This is a genomic window from Litchfieldella qijiaojingensis, from assembly GCF_014651875.1.
Taxonomy (GTDB): domain Bacteria; phylum Pseudomonadota; class Gammaproteobacteria; order Pseudomonadales; family Halomonadaceae; genus Litchfieldella; species Litchfieldella qijiaojingensis.
The window spans coordinates 115,544-135,437 of record NZ_BMXS01000001.1; the positions used below are offsets into that span (position 1 = coordinate 115,544).

13 protein-coding genes are annotated in these 19,894 nt (G+C 60.7%); 8 read left to right on the plus strand and 5 right to left on the minus strand.

Features of this window, described 5'->3' with window-relative positions:
* Positions 1–15 precede the first annotated feature (15 nt).
* The 4 genes from IE093_RS00620 to IE093_RS00635 all read left to right on the plus strand — a co-directional run bounded on the left by IE093_RS00620 (position 16) and on the right by IE093_RS00635 (position 4,610).
* Positions 16–1,134, plus strand: a complete 1,119-nt coding sequence (locus tag IE093_RS00620) for an enoyl-CoA hydratase/isomerase family protein (RefSeq protein WP_189464894.1) — start codon at positions 16–18, stop codon at positions 1,132–1,134.
* A gap of 42 nt (positions 1,135–1,176) precedes the next feature.
* Positions 1,177–2,079, plus strand: a complete 903-nt coding sequence (mmsB, locus tag IE093_RS00625; RefSeq protein WP_189464897.1) for a 3-hydroxyisobutyrate dehydrogenase — start codon at positions 1,177–1,179, stop codon at positions 2,077–2,079.
* 123 nt (positions 2,080–2,202) lie between these two features.
* Positions 2,203–3,387, plus strand: coding sequence for an acyl-CoA dehydrogenase (locus IE093_RS00630; protein WP_189464901.1), 1,185 nt, complete (start codon positions 2,203–2,205; stop codon positions 3,385–3,387).
* Between the two features lie 17 nt (positions 3,388–3,404).
* Complete coding sequence (locus IE093_RS00635) at positions 3,405–4,610, plus strand: CaiB/BaiF CoA transferase family protein (RefSeq protein WP_189464904.1); 1,206 nt, start codon at positions 3,405–3,407, stop codon at positions 4,608–4,610.
* Here the strand turns inward: IE093_RS00635 and ppsR are convergent.
* On the minus strand, positions 4,607–5,440 hold the full coding sequence (gene ppsR / locus IE093_RS00640) for a posphoenolpyruvate synthetase regulatory kinase/phosphorylase PpsR (protein ID WP_189464907.1): 834 nt from the start codon (positions 5,438–5,440) through the stop codon (positions 4,607–4,609). The genes IE093_RS00635 and ppsR overlap by 4 nt on opposite strands.
* 224 nt (positions 5,441–5,664) lie before the next feature.
* Between ppsR and ppsA the strand changes: the two genes are divergently transcribed.
* Entirely contained in the window at positions 5,665–8,037 is a 2,373-nt protein-coding gene (gene ppsA, locus IE093_RS00645; protein WP_189464910.1) for a phosphoenolpyruvate synthase, read from the plus strand.
* Positions 8,038–8,118: 81 nt separating this feature from the next.
* Here the strand turns inward: ppsA and IE093_RS00650 are convergent, their stop codons facing one another.
* The 4 genes from IE093_RS00650 to acnB all read right to left on the minus strand — a co-directional run bounded on the left by IE093_RS00650 (position 8,119) and on the right by acnB (position 14,427).
* A complete protein-coding gene (locus IE093_RS00650; RefSeq protein WP_189465816.1) occupies positions 8,119–9,993 on the minus strand; it encodes a glycerophosphodiester phosphodiesterase family protein in 1,875 nt (624 codons plus the stop codon).
* A gap of 66 nt (positions 9,994–10,059) precedes the next feature.
* Positions 10,060–10,554, minus strand: a complete 495-nt coding sequence (gene rraA / locus IE093_RS00655) for a ribonuclease E activity regulator RraA (RefSeq protein ID WP_189464912.1) — start codon at positions 10,552–10,554, stop codon at positions 10,060–10,062.
* 155 nt (positions 10,555–10,709) lie between these two features.
* Positions 10,710–11,312 (minus strand): porin family protein, encoded by a 603-nt coding sequence (locus IE093_RS00660; RefSeq protein WP_189464915.1) that lies wholly within the window; start codon positions 11,310–11,312, stop codon positions 10,710–10,712.
* 511 nt (positions 11,313–11,823) lie between these two features.
* Positions 11,824–14,427, minus strand: coding sequence for a bifunctional aconitate hydratase 2/2-methylisocitrate dehydratase (gene acnB, locus IE093_RS00665; RefSeq protein WP_189464917.1), 2,604 nt, complete (start codon positions 14,425–14,427; stop codon positions 11,824–11,826).
* 267 nt (positions 14,428–14,694) lie between these two features.
* Here acnB and IE093_RS00670 point away from each other — a divergent pair, with 267 nt between their 5' ends.
* From IE093_RS00670 to IE093_RS00680, 3 genes are all read left to right on the plus strand, one after another.
* Complete coding sequence (locus IE093_RS00670) at positions 14,695–15,135, plus strand: DUF1289 domain-containing protein (RefSeq protein WP_189464920.1); 441 nt, start codon at positions 14,695–14,697, stop codon at positions 15,133–15,135.
* A gap of 108 nt (positions 15,136–15,243) precedes the next feature.
* The gene (locus IE093_RS00675; protein ID WP_189464922.1) at positions 15,244–15,882 is read left to right on the plus strand and encodes a MiaE family protein; all 639 of its coding nucleotides are present in this window, start codon (positions 15,244–15,246) and stop codon (positions 15,880–15,882) included.
* Positions 15,883–15,984: 102 nt separating this feature from the next.
* Positions 15,985–19,878: an ATP-binding protein gene (locus IE093_RS00680; RefSeq protein WP_229803127.1), complete on the plus strand. Its 3,894-nt coding sequence runs from the start codon at positions 15,985–15,987 to the stop codon at positions 19,876–19,878.
* Positions 19,879–19,894: the final 16 nt, after the last annotated feature.

Below are 19,894 nucleotides of genomic sequence, written 5' to 3' on the forward strand. Positions count from 1 at the left end.
TGGGAGAGCAAGTGAATGTCGGAGCTCACGGTACTATTTGATGAACGCCCAACCCGTGACGGTGGAATGATCGGGGTGGCAACCCTCAATGCACCGAAGTCGCTCAATGCGTTGTCGCTGGAAATGATCCATCAGCTCACTGCCAGGTTGGCTGCCTGGGCGGAGGATCGCAACGTGAGGGCCGTATGGCTGGAAGGCGCCGGTGACAAGGCGTTCTGTGCCGGAGGTGATGTCGTGGCCCTGTACCGAGCGATGACCGATGAAGCTGGGCAGGGCAGTGCCTTCGCCGAGACCTACTTCGCCGCTGAGTATCGCCTCGACTACTGTATCCATCGCTATCCCAAACCTCTGCTGGTATGGGGAGATGGTATCGTGATGGGTGGCGGCCTGGGACTGATGGCCGGCGGCGGACACCGCCTGGCGACCGAGAACACCCTTATCGCCATGCCCGAGATTACCATCGGCCTCTACCCGGACATCGGCGCGAGTTGGTTCTTGAATCGCATGCCGCCGGGTGTGGGCGTTTATCTGGGCCTGACCGGGGCACAGCTCAATGCTCGCGATGCCCTGGATCTGGGCCTGGCCGACCGTTTCCTACCCCGCGATCACCGCGATGCTCTGCTGGGGGCCCTGGCGGAGGCCGAATACGGCGCACGAGATCCACGCGAACTGCAGGCCGTCGTGCATGCCGTGCTGGAGCGTTTCGAGCGTCGCGATCTGGCACCCGCCGCCCAAGTGTGGCCGCACCTGGATCATCTCCAGGGGCTGATGGGCTGCGCCGATGCCGCCGCGGCGACGCAACGCATCCTGGCCGATGATCGTGACGATGCCTGGTTGGCGGCCAATCGTGGACGGCTCGAGGTCGGCTGCCCACTGACCGCGCAACTGGTGTGGCGGATGCTCGAGCGTCATCGTCATGGCAGCCTGGCCGAAGCGTTCCGCGAGGAATGGACGCTCTCGGTGCAGTGTTGCCGCCGAGGCGATCTGGTCGAGGGAGTGCGGGCCCTGCTGATTGACAAGGACAAGACACCACGCTGGTCGCATGACAGCGTCGCCACGGTGCCCGAGGCCGATATCGAGGCCATGCTGGCGCCGTTGTGCGAGCCGGACGAACATCCATTGCGCGATCTTTGAGCGATAACGATGACTTCACAACCACAATGACGGGAGTACGCCATGCAAATCGCCTTTATTGGCCTGGGCAATATGGGAGCGCCCATGGCCACCAACCTGATCAAGGCAGGCTATCAGCTTTGTGTCTTCGACCTGGTGGAAAGTGCCATGCAAGCACTGGAAGCCGAAGGGGCCAGTCGTGCCGCCAGCGCCGAGCAGGCGGTGGTGGGTGCAGAGGTGGTGATCTCGATGTTGCCTGCCGGCCAACATGTCAAGCAGCTCTATCTAGGGGATGAAGATACCGTCGGCCTGCTCGATCGCTTGGATGGCAAGCCGTTGATCATCGATGCCTCGACCATTGCTCCCGACGATGCTCGCCGTGTGGGTGAGCAGGCCAGAGCACGCGGCTTGACCTTCGTCGATGCCCCGGTGTCGGGTGGTGTGGTCGGCGCCAAGGCCGGCACCTTGACGTTCATCGTCGGTGGCTCGAGCACGGGTTTCGCTGAAGCGAAGCCGGTGCTTGAAGGTATGGGCAAGAATGTCTTTCACGCCGGAGACATCGGGGCCGGTCAGGTCGCCAAGATCTGCAACAACATGCTGCTTGGCATTCTGATGAGCGGGACCGCCGAAGCGTTGGCGCTGGGCGTGAAGAACGGCCTCGACCCAGTAGTGCTTTCCGAGATCATCAAGCAGAGCAGCGGCGGCAACTGGGCACTCAACGTCTATAACCCCTGGCCGGGTGTGATGGAAAAGGCGCCGGCGTCCAACAACTATCAAGGGGGGTTCCTGACCGACCTGATGATCAAGGACCTGGGGTTGGCCTGGGAGCTGGCGTTGAAGTCGAAATCCACGGTGCCGATGGGGTCACAGGCGCGCAACCTCTTCGCGCTACATGCTGCTCAAGGTAATGGGAGGCTGGATTTTTCCAGCATCCAGCGACTCTATCGTGCCGGGGAAGAGGAGTGAGCTGGGGTGTGCCATTGCCCTGGGAGGATGTGAGGTCGAAAAGGGGCTGGTCATGGCGCCTCATTTAATCTACATTTGGCCAAAATGTAGAAATTTTCTTCCTTGCCACTTGGGAGCCCAACCATGAGTCAGATTACCCCCGTTTCCTGGGACGACCCCTTCCGCCTGATCGACCAGCTCGACGAAGACGAGCGCATGGTGCAGCAGACGGCCCACGATTATTGCCAGGAAAAGCTGTTGCCCCGTGTACTGGAAGCCAACCGCCATGAGCGTTTCGATCGCGAGATCATGAACGAGATGGGAGAGCTGGGCCTGCTCGGCGCTACGCTTGATGGTTATGGCTGCGCCGGTCTCAATTACGTCAGCTATGGTCTGATCGCTCGCGAGGTCGAGCGGGTCGATTCCGGCTACCGCAGCGCGATGAGTGTGCAGTCGAGCCTGGTGATGTATCCGATCCACGATTTTGGCAGCGAAGCGCAGCGCGAGAAGTACCTGCCCAAGCTGGCCAGTGGCGAGTGGGTAGGATGCTTTGGCCTTACCGAGCCCGACCACGGCTCCGACCCCAACGGCATGAGCACGCGGGCGGTGAAGACCGATGGCGGCTGGCGCCTCAACGGCACCAAGACCTGGATCACCAACTCGCCGATCGCCGATGTGTTCGTGGTTTGGGCCAAGGACCAGGACGACGTGCTGCGCGGCTTCATTCTCGAGAAGGGCATGAAGGGCCTGTCGGCGCCCAAGATCGAAGGTAAGTTCAGTCTGCGGGCCTCGGTCACCGGCCAGATCGCCATGCAGGACGTGGACGTCAGCGATGACCAGTGCTTGCCCGGCGTCCAAGGGCTCAAGGGGCCGTTCTCGTGCCTCAACCGGGCGCGCTACGGCATCGCATGGGGCAGCATGGGCGCCGCCGAGGCCTGCTGGCATGCCGCGCGTCAGTACACCCTGGATCGCAAGCAGTTCGGTCGCCCGCTGGCGGCGAATCAGTTGATCCAGAAGAAGCTGGCCGACATGCAGACCGAGATCGCACTTGGCTTGCAGGCAGCCCTGCGCGTGGGACGCATGATCGACGCTGGGCAACTGGTGCCGGAGGCAATTTCACTGATCAAGCGCAACAACTGCGGCAAGGCGCTGGATATCGCAAGGGTGGCTCGAGATATGCACGGCGGTAACGGCATCGCCGACGAATACCATGTGATTCGGCATGTGATGAATCTCGAAGCGGTCAACACCTACGAGGGCACCCACGACATCCATGCCCTGATTCTGGGCCGTGCCCAGACCGGCATCCAGGCCTTCACGGCAGAATGACGAGGGGGAGCGTTGTCATGCCGGGACCGTTGCAGGGACGTCTAGTGCTGGATATTTCGCGGGTACTGGCTGGCCCTTGGGCCGGCCAGCTTCTCGCCGACCTGGGGGCGCGCGTGATCAAGATCGAACGGCCTACCAGCGGCGACGATACCCGTGGCTGGGGGCCGCCATGGCTGGAGGATGCCGCCGGGGATCCCTTGGAAGCGGCCTATTACCTGTGTGCCAATCGTGGCAAGCAGTCGCTGGCGGTCGATATCGCCCATCCCGATGGTCAAGCGTTGGTCAAGGCGTTGGCCGAGCGTGCGGATATCCTGCTCGAGAACTTCAAGGTCGGCGGTCTCAAACGCTACGGGCTGGATTACGCCAGTCTCGCAACGATCAACCCGCGTTTGATCGGCTGCTCGATCACAGGATTCGGCCAGGATGGGCCTTATGCCCACCGTGCGGGATACGATTTCGTGATCCAGGCCATGGGAGGCTTGATGAGCGTCACCGGGGAGCCCGATGGTATGCCCATGAAGACCGGTGTCGCCATTACCGATGTGATGACCGGATTGTATGCCACTATCGGGGTTCTGGCGGCGCTGGACGAGCGCGAACGCACCGGGCGTGGCCGTCACGTGGATGTCGCTTTGCTCGATGTTCAGGTAGCCACCTTGGCCAACCAGGCGCTGAATGCTCTGGTGTCAGGTCGCAATCCGCAGCGTCAAGGCAATGCTCATCCCAATATCGTGCCTTACCAGGCCTTCGCCTGTGCTGATGGGTACCTGGTGCTGACGGTGGGCAACGACACCCAGTTCGCTCGTTTTGCCGAGCTGCTCGGGCATCCCGAATGGGCCAGTGACCCGAGTTATGCCACCAATGGCGCGCGGGTGGCCAATCGCGAACGACTGGTGCCGATGATTGCCGAGTGCATGCTGACTCGGGCTCGCGATGCCTGGTTGAGCGACTTCGAGGCCCGTGGCATTCCTGCCGGGCCGATCAATGGCGTCAGCGAAGCTCTACGCGATCCGCAGGTTCGCCATCGTGGCATGGTAGCCAGCCTTGAACGCGATGACGTGACGATTCCCCAGGTGGCCAACCCGCTGCGTTTCGATGGCCAGTCCCAGACCAGCCGAACACCCCCGCCGTCGCTGGGACAGGACAGCGACAGCGTACTGCGCGGCATGGGTTTGTCGGATGAGGATATCGCTCGTCTGAAACAGGAGGGGATCGTTCGTTAACGAGGAGAGAAGCGGCGTTGCAACCCCGCCTCAGCGATCATCCGCGTGGAGATCTCTTCGACGGAAAAGCGCGTGGTGTCGATATAGGGAATGTGCATCTGCCGGTACAAGGCCTCGGCCTGCTGGACCTCTTGCATGCATTGATCCATGGAGCAGTATCGGCTGTTGGGGCGGCGCTCGCTGCGAATTGCCGCCAGTCGCCGTGCGTCGATGGTCAGGCCGAACAGCTTGCGGCGATAGGGAGCCAGGGCGCGAGGCAACTTGAGGGTGCCGTCCTCGTCCAAGTCATCTTCCGTAAAGGGGTAGTTGGCGGCGCGGATCCCGAACTGCAGTGCCAGGTATAGCGAGGTCGGTGTCTTGCCGCAGCGCGAGACGCCGACCAGTATGATCTCCGCCTTGTCGTATTGGTGAGTGCGAGCGCCGTCGTCGTTGTCGAGCGCGAAATGTACCGAATCGATGCGATTCATATAGACGTCGTCGCGCCCGATCGAGTGAGTCTGCCCCACACTGTAGGTGGAGTGGGTTTCAAGCTCGTCTTCCAGGGGTGCCAGGAAGGTCGAGAAGATATCCACCTTGAATCCGGGGGCCGACGAGATGATCTTGCGTACGTCTTCGTCGACGATGGTGTCGATGATGATCGGCCGTTCGCCGTCGTGAACTGCTGTGGCCTCGATCACTTCCGCCAGTGCTTGGGCCTTGTCGACGTTGTCGATATAGGGCTTGGTGACCATGCGGATCTCGACATTCTCGAATTGGGCCAGCAGGCTGCGGCCCAAGGTCTCGGCGGTGATCCCGGTACCATCGGAAATGAAAAAGGCGGTACGCGTCATGGCGAATCTCGTCAACGGTATGTGCGTTGATTGTCATTGCTGAGGGCGGCGACGGCAAGCTCCCGACTACAGAAATGCCCGCATTTGGCTGATTGTTGTAAAAATTCTCCAGTGACTTCGCTGTTAGACCAATGGCGAATACGACTTTCGCTTGATAGGGTGACGGTCATCTGTCAACGGTGTCCCGCCTGGGCTCGGGGACCAAATGCGAACAAGGGGGTCTCGTGGAACCTTACATTCTATGGTTCGATCAGCTCGGTATGGACGACGTCGAGCGCGTCGGGGGTAAGAACGCATCGCTGGGCGAAATGATTTCCAACCTGGCGGATGCCGGAGTCAGCGTCCCTGGCGGTTTCGCCACCACGGCGCATGCCTACCGCGAATTCCTCGCCCATGAAGGCCTCAATGAGCGCATCAATGCGGCGCTGGCGGCGTTGGATGTGGATGATGTGGCGGAGTTGGCCAGGATAGGTGCAGAGATTCGCCAGTGGGTCATTGATACGCCGCTGCCACCCACCTTCGAAGCCGAACTGCGGGAAGCCTACCAGGCTCTGGCGACCCAGTATCCCCATCTCAAGGCCGCGGTACGCTCCTCGGCCACCGCCGAAGACCTGCCGGACGCCTCTTTCGCCGGGCAGCAGGAAACTTTCCTCAATATCGAGGGTTTCGACAATATCAAGCGCGCCGTGCACGAAGTGTTCGCCTCGCTGTTCAATGATCGCGCTATCTCTTATCGCGTGCATCGCGGCTATGCCCACGAGAATGTGGCGCTGTCCGCCGGTATCCAGAAGATGGTGCGCTCCGAGACCGGCGCAAGCGGCGTTATGTTCACCCTGGATACCGAATCCGGCTATCGCGATGCCGTCTTCGTCACTGCCTCCTGGGGGCTGGGCGAGACGGTGGTGCAGGGTGCGGTCAACCCTGACGAGTTCTATGTTCACAAGCCGACCCTGGCGGCGGGGAAGCCGGCGGTGTTGCGCCGCAACCTCGGCTCGAAACTGATCAAGATGGTCTATACCGACGACGCTAGCGCCGGCAAGTCGGTAGCCACCGTCGATGTGCCGCTTGCCGACCGTGGTAGGTTCTGCATCAGCGACGACCAGGTGATGGCTCTGGCCCGCCAGGCGGTGATCATCGAACGGCACTACGGGCGTCCCATGGATATCGAATGGGCGCTTGATGGCGATGACGGCAAGCTGTATGTCGTCCAGGCTCGCCCCGAAACCGTGGTTTCCCAGCAGGAGGGCGGCAAGCTCGAACGTTTCCAGCTCAAGGAGAAGGGCCGCACCCTGGTATCAGGCCGAGCCATCGGCCAACGTATCGGGCGCGGTGCGGTCAAGGTGATCCTGGAACCGAGCGAGATGGACAAGGTGTTCGAGGGGGATGTCCTGGTCACCGATATGACCGATCCCGACTGGGAACCGATCATGAAGCGTGCCTCGGCGATCGTCACCAATCGCGGTGGCCGCACCTGCCATGCGGCGATCATTGCCCGTGAGCTGGGCATTCCGGCGGTAGTGGGGTGCGGCGATGCGACTTCGGTACTCGCCGACGGTCGCGAGGTCACGGTGTCCTGCGCCGAGGGTGACACCGGGCACGTCTACGAAGGGCTGCTGGACTTCGATTGCAAGACCTCCAGTGTCGACTCGATGCCGGAGATCCCGTTCAAGATCATGATGAACGTCGGCAACCCGGATCGTGCCTTCAGCTTTGCCAGCCTACCCAACGCGGGCGTCGGCCTGGCGCGGCTGGAATTCATCATCAATCGCATGATCGGCGTGCATCCCAAGGCGCTGCTGGAATACGACACCCTGCCGCTGGATCTGCAACAGACCATCGATATGCGCACCGCCGGTTACCTGGATCCGGTGACTTTCTATGTCGACAAGCTGGTCGAGGGGATCTCCACGCTGGCTGCAGCTTTCCATCCGCAACGGGTCATCGTGCGTTTGTCCGATTTCAAGTCCAACGAGTACGAGAACCTGATCGGCGGCAAGCTCTACGAGCCCGGAGAAGAGAATCCGATGCTGGGGTTTCGTGGCGCCTCGCGCTACATCTCCGAGTCGTTCCAGGACTGTTTCGAGCTCGAGTGCCGGGCGCTCAAACGCGTGCGCGACGAGATGGGACTCGACAATGTCGAGATCATGGTGCCCTTCGTGCGCACACCCGAAGAAGCCAAGTCGGTGGTCGAATTGCTGGCATCCAACGGCCTGGAGCGTGGCAAGAACGGCCTCAAGATCATCATGATGTGCGAACTGCCGGCCAATGCGCTGTTGGCCGAGGAGTTCCTCGAGTACTTCGACGGTTTCTCCATCGGCTCGAACGATCTGACGCAGCTCACTCTGGGACTCGATCGCGACTCCGGGATCGTTGCCCACCTGTTCGACGAGCGAAATCCAGCGGTGAAGAAGTTGCTGGCGATGGCCATCGCTGCCTGCAAGGCGCAAGGCAAGTATGTGGGAATTTGTGGTCAGGGACCTTCCGACCACCCCGATCTGGCCAAGTGGCTGATGGAGCAGGGTATCGATTCGGTGTCGTTGAACCCTGATGCCGTGCTTGAGACCTGGTTCATGTTGGCCGGCGAAACCCTCGCCTGAGGACAGCGTTGGGCTCGACGACGCCCGGCTGGCCTCGCTGCCTGCCGGGTGTCGTCATGTCGGGCGTCGTCATGTCGGGGATCAGGATCGCAGCCAGTTTCGCAGCTTGACCAGTAGCAGGGCGCCGTCACTGAGTTCACGGCGCTCGGCAAGCAGGTCGGCAAGCAGGTCGGGGCGGTCGGTGATGATATTGTCGATGCCCAGGTCGATGAGCTGCGACATACGGCTACGGTCATTGATGGTCCAGGCATGCAGTTCGTAGCCGTAACGACGGGCGGCCTCGAGCTCTGTGTCGTTGATGCGGTTATGGCGCAACCCCAAGGCATCGAAGCTGCTACGATCCAGGGTGCCGGGTAGTACGAATTGAGCCAGCAGGGTCGTGTGCAGACGTGGCTCGCGGGCTTCGATCTCGCGTACCAGCGAGGGCGACATGGTGGCCATCAACACCTCGTCGCGGACGTCGGGACCACCACAGCGTTCCGGTGTTACACTTTGCTCCCGACAGCGGTCTCGCTCACGGTTCTCACGTTGCAGGCTGTCGATCACCGCGTCCACCAACGCCAACTCGCGCCCCGGATCCGGTTTGAGGTCGATCATCAGCGGGCTCTGGTTGCGGGTTCGCTGCAAGGCTTCATTCAAGGTGGGAATTCCTTCGCCGACGAAAGCGTCGCCGAACCAGCTTCCAACGTCGAAGGCCTGTAGTTCTTCCAGGGTCAGGTCGCGCAGGTTGCGCGGGTCACCGGTCAGGCGTTGCAGGCTGCGATCGTGAAAAAGCACTACCTGTTCGTCTGCGGTCAGGCGTACGTCGACCTCGACATAATCGGCACCATGCAAGATCGCCCGGTCGATAGCGGCCAGGGTGTTTTCCGGCGCATCCATGGAGCTTCCTCGGTGCGCGGTAATCTGAACCTCGTCGCGCAATTCGAAGCTATTGACGATCAGCCAAGCTTGGCTGAAAGCGAATACCAGTACGGCAATTTCCACCTCCCAGGCAAGCAGCGCGGGATGTGCATGAGGCGGTGGTCTGGGAGGGCGAGGCTCACGGTGGGCCAGCCTCAGGTAGAGGCAAGCCGACAGCAGGCTATTGGCGGCAATCCCCATGAAGGTGATAGCCAGGGTCAGCAGAACATAGCCGCTAAGGTAGGCCAGTGTCGCGGGTATCAACACCGCATTGCGCTCCGGCAGCAACGACAACAGCGGTGTGCCAAGTCGGTCGAAGCCCCAGGTGGCGAGGATAGGCAGGGCGATGATCACCAACAGCAGCGCGATGACGGCTATCGCGATGTGTCGCCGACGGCCTCGGGTGAGGTGATGGCTGCGAGACAAGGCGGCGCGTGGGGGAAGATTCTCGAGCATCAACACCGGCAGTGCCAGGATCCAGCGAAAATAAAGGGTCACGGCAAATGATACCCAAATCACTATCACCGGCAGGCTGATGGCGATAAACAACCATAGTGCGGGTGGGCGAACGCGCTGCACATAGTAAGGGTCCAGCCCTCCAAGAAAAATGCTGTACAACCAGCCCACCGTCAGTGCCAGCGGAAGTGCCAGCAGCAAATGGGTACCGACCTGAATGATCACGAGTCCTACCAACCCGGGCAGACGGCGCAATGTCGTCCATAGGGCCTCGCCCGCCAAGTGGTAATGGTTGTCCCGCGGTCGTACCGCCACCAGGATCATGCCCGCCTGCTGCAAGTAGAGAATCAAGAAAAAGAGACCGATAGCGGCCAGCAGCCACAGGATGCCGCCGGGCGATAGAAGAATGTCGAACAGTTCGGTATTGCTGATGACCGGCTGACCGAACTGTCCGAGAAGACGTGTCAGCGTCCAGGCCACGGCAGGCAGCAGAACCGCCGTGGCCAACACAGTGAAGAACAGGTGGTAGGCCAGTAATGGGCGCACATGCTCGCGCAGCGAGCGAGCTAGATCGCTTGCGAGCTGAGACAGGTGCAGCATGATCGGCTGAAGAGGAGAGATATCTTCATGCAAATAGACTCGCATCGCTCCAGAGACTTGGCAATGTCAGGTATTGCCTTCCAGATCCAGGCGTTCATCGGCAATCAGGATGCCGTTGTTGTCGGCATAGAGCCATTGCCCGGGGACGATGCTCACGCCGGCGAAGCTGACCGGTATGTCGCGCACTCCTTCACCACGTTTCTCGCTCTTGCGTGGATGAGCCCCTAGTGCCTGGATGCCGAGTTCGGTCTCGGCAAGCACATCGACATCGCGCACGCAGCCGTACATCACCACCCCGGCCCAGCCATTGTCGGCGGCCTGCTCGGCCAGCATGTCGCCAAGCATGGCGCAACGGCTCGATCCGCCGGCATCGACGACCAGCACAGCACCGTTGCCGGGCTCCGCCACTGCTTCCTTGACTCGTGAATTGTCTTCGAAGCATTTCACGGTACGAACCGGGCCGCAGAAGGCATCGTGGCCGCCGAAATTGACAAAGATCGGATCTAGCACGGCGACGTGTGGATAGGCATCGCAAATATCCGGAGTGACGATATGGCTCATGGCAGGTCTCCTGGTGAAATGTCCTTGGAAAAAAGCTCCCGCGATCATGCCACAAAGAGTGAGAAGTGAAATCCTTCCTTCGATGCAGGCAAGGAAACAAAAATACCGGGTCGTGACCCGGTATTTTCACAGTCGAGGAGAAAAGGAGGGGGGAGTCAGAAAACCCACCCTACCGATGCGGTGAAGGTATCGATCTTGTAATCGCTATCGAAGTCATAGCGTTCGTATTCAGTGCGAATCAGCAAGGGGTCGAAGTTGAACTGGGCGCCCACCCCATAGACAGGGTCCGTTCCATCGTTGTCCTGCAGGTCGAGGCTGGCATCGCCAAGATTACCGTCGACATCGGTTTCCCATTGGGCCAGGCCTGCTTTGGCAAAGGCCGTGAACCACGATGTGATCGGAAGCTGGCCGACCAGACTGGCGCCATAGGCATCCGTCTCCAAGTCGGTATTGGCGACATTATTGCCTTCCAATCTGGTCCGACCCAGATCGGCGTAGAAAGCCTCAGCGGCAATGAAGGGGGTGAACTGGTAACCGGCGAAGCCTTTCCAGACATTGTCGTCATCGTCGAGTTCGAAGTTACGGCCACCGCTTTCGATGAAGCTGTCGACATCTTCGCGGTCGTTTTCCAACGAGCTGAAACCGGTTCCGACCCCGATGTACAGGCCCTGATCATCGTTTGGATTGGCAAAGGCACTGGCTACGAAAAGTAGGGATGTCGAGGCCAGCGAGGCGACAAACAGGGTTCTGACGGTCATGGTTCTCTCCTTGATGCAGCACGGATAGGCATGTGTCGCATCGGCCGGCGGGGGCCCTTGTCAAGACGTGATATGCCCCGTCGTATCAGCGCTGGTGGCGATCCAGCCACCAGTTCGAACAATTGCATAATGTCGATTTCTTAATCTAGGTGTAGTCCGTGTTTCCCTCAATACTTAGCGTGTTAAGAAAAGTACTACGGTGTCTCTCGCTAGCGACGTGGATTGGTCCCCCGGGGCAGCGAGAAGACAGCAAAAAAGCGCCCCGCACAAGGCGGGGCGCTTCGGTCATCGGCTGCGGAAACACTGAATGAGTGCCTGCGCTGCTCAATCGCTGCGTTGCGCGGTGCGCGGAATCCTCACCTATACCTCATAGGCTCCGGTTCCTGTGCTCCGTGCGCCTTGCGCTTGAGCATGCTCGTCGACTCATTCAGCGCTTCCTATGGCGTAGCCCCGTAGGGGCATTCGCCATCGATGTTGCGAGCATCGGCGACGAAAGAAATGATTCGGTGGCTCAGGCCTGCTGGGCGACCGGAATCACGTTCGAGGCAGCTTTCTGGTACTCCTCGATTTCATGGAAGTTCATGTAACGATAGATCTCTCCAGCCATCGCGTCGAACTGTCCCATGTAGCCTTGATATTCTTCCACGGTTGGCAAGCGTCCTTCCACCGCGGCCACGGCGGCGAGTTCTGCCGAGGCAAGGTAGACATTGGCGCCGTCGCCCAGGCGGTTGGGGAAGTTGCGGGTCGAGGTGGAGACCACCGTCGACTTGGCCGCTACCCGCGCCTGGTTGCCCATGCACAGTGAGCAGCCCGGCATCTCCATGCGCGCACCGGCGCGTCCGTAGATCCCGTAGTAGCCTTCCTCGGTTAGCTGGTGCTGGTCCATCTTGGTCGGCGGTGCCAACCACAGGCGGGTCTTCAAGCTACCGGCCGGCTGCTTCTCGAGCAGTTTGCCTGCGGCGCGGAAGTGGCCGATGTTGGTCATGCACGAACCGATGAACACTTCATCGATCTTCTCGCCAGCGACCTGGGAAAGCAGACGTGCATCGTCAGGGTCGTTGGGAGCGCAGAGAATCGGCTCCTTGATCTCGTCGAGGTCGATCTCGATGACCTCGGCGTACTCGGCGTCCTTGTCGGCGCGCATCAGGCTTGGGTCTGCCAGCCAGGCTTCCATCGTTTCGATGCGGCGACCGATGGTGCGTTCGTCACCGTAGCCGTTGGAAATCATCCATTTGAGCAGCGTGATATTGGACTTCAGGTATTCGCTCACGCTCTCTTCGCTGAGGGTGATGGTGCAGCCGGCGGCCGAGCGCTCGGCGGAAGCGTCGGAGAGTTCGAAAGCCTGTTCGACGGTGAGGTCCTCGAGTCCTTCGATTTCTAGGATGCGCCCCGAGAATGCGTTCTTCTTGCCTGACTTCTCGACGGTCAGCAGCCCCTGCTGGATGGCGTAGTAGGGAATGGCGTGGACCAGGTCCCGCAAGGTAACGCCAGCTTGACGCTTGCCCTTGAATCGCACCAGCACCGACTCAGGCATGTCCAGCGGCATTACGCCGGTGGCGGCGGCGAATGCCACCAGCCCGGAGCCGGCCGGGAACGAGATGCCCATGGGGAAGCGGGTATGGGAGTCGCCGCCGGTGCCTACGGTGTCCGGAAGCAACATGCGATTCAGCCACGAGTGGATGATGCCGTCGCCCGGGCGCAGCGAGACGCCACCGCGATTCATGATGAAGTCGGGCAGGGTGTGGTGGGTTTCCACGTCAACCGGCTTGGGATAGGCGCTGGTGTGGCAGAACGACTGCATCACAAGGTCGGCCTGGAAGCCAAGACATGCCAGATCCTTGAGCTCATCACGGGTCATCGGGCCGGTGGTGTCCTGGGAGCCGACTGTGGTCATCTTGGGCTCGCAGTACATGCCGGGACGAACACCTTCCATGCCGCAAGCCTTACCGACCATCTTCTGGGCCAGGGTGTAGCCTTTGCCGCTGTCGGCCGGCTGTTCCGGCGTCTTGAACACGTCGGACGGACCAAGACCCAGTTCGGCACGTGCCTTGTCGGTCAGGCCGCGGCCGATGATTAGCGGGATACGGCCACCGGCGCGGACTTCGTCGAGGATCACGCGAGTCTTGAGCTCGAAGGTGGTCAGTACCTCGTCGGTACCGTGCTTGCAGACCTTGCCTTCATAGGGATAGACATCGATGATGTCGCCCATGTCCATCTTGGAGACATCCATTTCCACGGGCAGGGCGCCGGCGTCTTCCATGGTGTTGAAGAAGATGGGGGCGATCTTGCCACCGAAGCAGAAGCCACCGGCCCGCTTGTTGGGCACGTAGGGAATGTCGTCGCCGAAGAACCACAGCACCGAGTTGGTGGCGGACTTGCGCGAGGAGCCGGTACCCACCACGTCACCTACATAGGCTACCGGGTAGCCCTTGGCCTTGACCGCTTCGATCTGGGTCAGAGGACCCTTGGTGCCGGGCACTTCCGGCTCGATGCCTTCGCGCTCGTTCTTGAGCATGGCGTTGGCATGCAGCGGAATATCGGGACGTGACCAAGCATCCGGGGCCGGCGACAGGTCGTCGGTATTGGTCTCGCCAGGGACCTTGAACACGGTCAGAGTGATCTTGTCGTCGAGCTTCGGCTTGGCCAGGAACCATTCGGCATTGGCCCAGGACTGCAGGACCTCCTTGGCCACAGCGTTACCGGCCTTGGCACGATCGGCGACATCGTGGAAGGCATCGAACATCAGCAGAGTGTGCTTGAGCTGTTCGCCGGCTTCCTTGGCCAACTCGGCATCGTCGAGCAGCTCGACCAGGGTGGCGATATTGTAACCGCCCTGCATGGTCCCCAGCAGTTTGACCGCGTGGGTCTTGTCGATCAATGGCGATTGCGCTTCACCCTTGACAATGGCGGTCAAGAAGCCGGCCTTGACGTAAGCGGCTTCGTCGACACCAGGAGGAACGCGATCAGTGATCAGTTCGAGCAGGAATTGTTCCTCGCCGGCAGGGGGATTCTTGATCAATTCGATCAGTTGGGCAGCCTGTTCGGCATTCAGCGGTTTCGGCGGTACGCCTTCGTTGGCGCGTTCCTCGACATGTTGGCGATAAGCTTCAAGCACGATAGGGCCCTCATCAAGTTGCTATGCCAAGGCGGGTGTCGTGGCAGCAAGTGTCATCTGCAACCAACGTCGTCGAAAACGCCGCCTTGGTGCCTTTGGTAACCGTGTGACTGAGTGTCGCGGATTCTACGTGAAACTGTCGACAATGTTAAGCGAGATGTTGTCGACAATCCTTGAACTTTGGTCGGCGCTTGCTATTGCTGGCACCATGGGCGTGCCGAGCGGCGGCCGGCGCGGTAAGATGACGATAAACGGTGAAGAGGTGCCATGAGTCAACGTATCGTCTCCCCATGCGTGGGATTATGCTCGACAACCGTCGGAGATCGTGTGTGTCGTGGTTGTCAACGTCATGACGGTGAAATTCGCGAATGGTTCGGTTTCCCCGGCGAGGAGCGCGAGTCACGCATGGAGGCGCTGGATGCGTTGCGTGAGCGGGTGGCCGGTCACTTTCTGCGTGTCATCGATAGCGATGCGCTCGAGGCCCAGATGCGCCGACACCGTATCCGGTTCCGAGCCGAACAGCCCCCGCTGTCACAGGCGGTCGAACTGTTACGTGTCGGACGTCAGCGTATTCGTGATCTGTCGCGTTACGGGCTGGAACCGATATCCGAGGGGCGAGGCCTCACGCCAGAGGCGTTGCATGCCGAACTGGCAGAGGCCTTGATGAGAGAGGCTCATCACCGCCGGGAACATGACGCTTTGTGTTGAGCCGCTGCCGCTCGAGAAGACGTGCTCCGTCGGTGGTTACGAGTGTTGACTCATTTGCACCGTTTTTCCGTTATCCGTTGTCACCCTCAATCACGGTCCAGGGATAAGATGCAAGATACGGTTGAAGAGTTGTTGCCCGAGGCGATGCTGGATTTCCTGGCGTGTGCCACCCCGCAGGCCTGGGTGGAGGAGGCGCTGCGCAACCAGTCGCTGCTGTTGATCGACCATGCGCAGTGTGAGAAGAAAGCGGCGTCCACCGCCATGAGCTTGATATATCGCTATGTGGATCGCCCGCTCTTGCTGACCAAGATGTCGCAACTGGCCAGAGAGGAGTTGCTGCACTTCGAGCAGGTGGTCAAGGTCATGGAAGCGCGTGGCATTACCTATCGCCATCTGAGTGCGTCACGCTATGCCGACGGGCTGCGTCGTCACGTGAGGACTGAAGATCCGGGGCGATTGGTCGATATCCTGATTGTCGGCGCTTTCATCGAGGCGCGTTCCTGCGAGCGTTTCGCACGCTTGATTCCGCATCTCGATGCCGAGCTTGCCAAGTTCTATCGCAGTCTGGTTAAGTCGGAAGGGCGTCATTATGAGGACTACCTGATGTTGGCGCGGCGCTACGCAGGGGAAAGCGGTGAGCAGGGGATCGACGCGCGAATCGCGTTCTTTGCCGACTGCGAGCGGCGATTGATCCACTCACCGGACGAGACGTTTCGTTTTCACAGTGGCATGCCCATGGTGGCATGAGACCGGACACGGAGGTTCATGGTCAGCAGGTTGGGGGCTTACCCCTCCATGGCCGGAATGAGCGAAACCTTCGCTACTACAAGATAACGCAGGAACCAAATGATGCGGGATCCTTCTGTCAACGACCAGTTATCGCTGTTTGGCCATTTTTCGCTGACACTCGGCGAGGATAGCCTCACTCAGTTCAGTTACGACAAGGTCAAGGCACTGTTGGTCTACCTGCTGTTGCACGAGCAGCCGGTCAATCGTGCCACGCTCGCCGAGTTGCTGTGGCCGGACCAAGGCTTGTCTTCCGGGCGCACTAACTTGCGCCATGCCTTGCACTGCCTACGTCAGTCACTGGGCGATGAAGCCGATCAGGTGTTGGTGGTCACGCGTCAGACCATTGCCTTCCGGCTTCCCGAGCACTGGCGGTTCGACCTCCACGAACTTCAAGAACTCCTGGGTGGCTCGCCGGACATCGCCACGCTGGAGAGCATGCTTGGGCTCTATCGTGGCGATCTGGTGGAGGAGTTGCAGCTATCGTCCTGCTCCGAGTTCCAGCGTTGGTTGCTACGTGTTCGCAACGAATGGCGTCAGCGGGTCATCGCCTTTGCCGAGGCAGTTCTGGAGCGGCATGACGATGTTCCCGATACGTTGCTGCGGATATTGGTCAGTCGTTTTTCCGGTTATGGTCCTTTTCATGAGCGTCTGGTGCGCCAGCTCGCTGAGCAGGGGCAATCGGCCGCCGCCCATGAACAATACAATGCCTACCTTCAGCTGTTGGCCCTTTCCGGCCAGCAGCCCGAGCCAGGATTCCTGCAGTTGGCGCGTTACTGGTCCGAGGGCAAGGCCGACATGCAGGGCCTGTCGCCGCAAGGTGCCTTTTCCCGGGCCCTGGCGCTGGACAGTGCTCCATTGAGCGATGATGAGATCGAACAGCGCCAACTATCGGTGATGGCGATTCGGCTGCATCTCAAGGGCGAGTGGCAGGATCGGGCCGAGACCCGTGCTTGTCTGGCCCTGCAGATAGAGTTGATGCGCTGGCTCGAACAGCAGTGCCATCACTTGGGAGGGTTCTGGCTTCCCGGGGCGACCGGTGGGCTAGGGCTGGCCTGCTTTGGTACCCACGGGCCGGCCCACCAATTGGCTGAGTTGGTAGCATTGTACGAACATTGCCGTCGAACCTTGCCCGATGAATGTGCCCGGCATTGGAGCGGCGAGGGAGATGTCCCGCGGTTCGAGCTGGCGGCAGGCCTCAATAGTGGACGGGTGGTCTATCTCCCCGAGCGTCAGTTGGTCGACCCTCTGGGGCAGGTCACACAGGGTTCCCTTGAGTTGATGAGCGCTGCCGAGGGTAGCGAGTTGGTGATTTCCCAGGAAGCCAGTCAGCACATGCCACCGGCTCTGGATCTGCAGCCACGCTTGTCGTCGCGCCTGGTGGCCAGTGATGGACGCGTTCGCCTGCGGGCCCTGGTGCTGGGCACCAACGAAGGTGGCCGCGAAGCCTTGCCACCCAGCTTGGTCGGCCGTGAGCCGGCACTACGCAAGCTCCGTGATGCCTTGGCCAGGGCCGGCATCGGTTTGCGCCAGAGCGTGCTGGTGCGAGGCGCTTCGGGCATGGGCAAGTCGGCGCTGCTGGTAGGCTTCCGTCAACTCGAGCAGAGTCGTGATGCGGCCATCTGCTGGCAGCCGACCACTCGCTTGTCGGTACAGGTACCCTACGGCGTGGCGCGTACCCTATTGCGCTGGCACTTGGGCGAGGATCTCGATGCCGGCAAGCTGGAGGAGTTGCTCAACGCCCATCCCTCCCTGGTCATGGACACACCACGCCGCCAGTTGTTGGAAGAAGCGCTAGGCGTTCGTGAACCGGAGGAAGTCTCCGTTCTGACTCAGAGCGGTGAAGCCGTCGAGCTGGTCGTCAAGCTGCTGCATGCGTTGATCGAAACGCTGACCGCCGAGCGGACCTTGGTGTTGATGATCGATGATCTGCAATGGCTTGACGAGCCCTCGTTCAAGGTGCTGGCTGGTCTGCAGGCGCGATTGCCGATCAACTGTCCGTTGCTACTGGTGGCAAGCCATCACGGCCGAGAGCCTTTGCCGACCAAGCTGCACTGGGATCAGCAGGTGGTATTGGGGCGGCTGGACAGCCTCCAGTCCTCGCGTCTGTTGTCGCAACTGGCCAGGCGCTATCGCCTTCATCTCAGCCCGCGTCTGCGTAGCCAGTTGATCGAACGTTGTGATGGGGTACCGCTGTATTTGCAGGAGATCTGTCGCCGGTTGGACATGGACCGCCGCGAAGGTCGCAGCGTCAACATCGAGGAGTTGCCACGCGGCTTGCTGGGACTGTTGGCCAGCCGAATCGATCAGCTCGACGGTGACCGCGAGGTGGCGCATGTGGCTGCGGTACTGGGGCGGCAGTTCCGTCTCGACTTCCTCGCCGAGTGCAGTGGTTGGGACGCTGTGCGGCTCAAGCAGGCGCTTGACCAGATGTGTCGTCTGGAGGTTATCGAGCCGTGCAGCGGCAACAGTGAGTGCGACTACCAGTTCAGTCATCAACTGTTGCAAGAAGCGGCCTATCTCTCATGCCCCCGGGACGTCAGAGTGCGGATTCATCGTCAGGTCGTCAGCCTGATCGAGGAACGCTTCCCTGTGTGGATCAGCCGTCACCCTGGGGACTTCGCCACACACCTTCGTCGTAGCGGCCATTATGCTCGCGGCGCACGCTACTTCGAATTGGCGGCCCGCGAGGCACTGAAAGTCTGTGCCCACCGGACGGCTCTGAAAATGGCCGATTTCGGGCTGGCCAGCCTGCGTCATGTCGAGGACCAGTGCGAGCGTGAGATCAGCTTGTTGACCGTGCGTGGCCAGGCAGCGTTCGCCTTGGAAGGGCATGGTTCGCCGACCGCGCACGAAAGTTTCGTCCGTGCCCGCGAGCTGTTGGCTTGCGAAGGCAGTGACAGCGATGAGGAAGCCGATCTCGAGCAGCGTTTTCTGGTCAAGTGGGGGCTTTGGGTGGGATGTAGCCAGCGCCATGCCGATGCCGATGCCTTCTCACTGGCATCCAAACTGGCTGACCTGGCGGCGCGGCTTGACGATCCGCGCTACCGCCGTTTGGCTGATTATGCTCGAGCCAATTGCGAATACTGGGCCGGTCGCATTCGACAGGCCTACGATCACTTGGAAGAGATCGACCCACTCAATCAGCCGATGCTGATCGAGTGGTTGCCGTTCTCTGATCATCCCCAGGTGGCCGCGGCTTGTTTTCAAGGGTGGGCGCTATGTCTGCGCGGTGACTACCGGCGTGCCGAACGTCAGGCCGAGGCTGCCATTCGACTGGCGGAACGCTTCAACCATCCCGGCTCGCTGGCCATGGCCCTGCTGTTCTCCGCCGCGGTTTATCGCCAATTGGGGCATGTACACCTTGCCGGCAATCGCGCCCAGCGGGCCTACGACCTGACGGGCACGCCGGATCTGCATCTATGGCAGGTGTCGGCACAGAGTGTGCTGGGTTGGCAGCGGGTACTGACCGGCGATCGCGAGGGTTTGGTGCAATTGCAGGCCGGCATGGAAGAGTTCGACGAGATGACCGGGCGAGATCGTTATCAGCGTCCTGTCTTGTGGTTCTCTGATGCTTGTATGGCTTTGGGAGAGCTCGAGAGAGCAGAAGACTATCTCGACCAGTGCTTGTTGGTTGCTCAGGAACGCGGCTCATTGTATCTGCCGGAGTTGGCCATCCAGCTTGCGCGAGTGCGCCAGCGCCTCGGTCATCCTCATGAAGCGGTGCGCATGCTTGCCGAACAAGCCTTGAGGCAGGCGCGTGAACACGAGAATCTGCACCTGCAACTGCATGCTCTGGAGTTATGGTTGACGCTGGTCGATCCTCGCGATGACAAGATGCGCGAGGAGTTCCGGCGCCTATTGGGAGAAGTGTCGCATAGCGACGCGCCGGTGTTGGCACGGTGGCGGACCTTGCTGGATCAGCGTCTGCCGTATCCTGCTGATGTCGAGTCCTGAACGGTGGCCGTTGGCG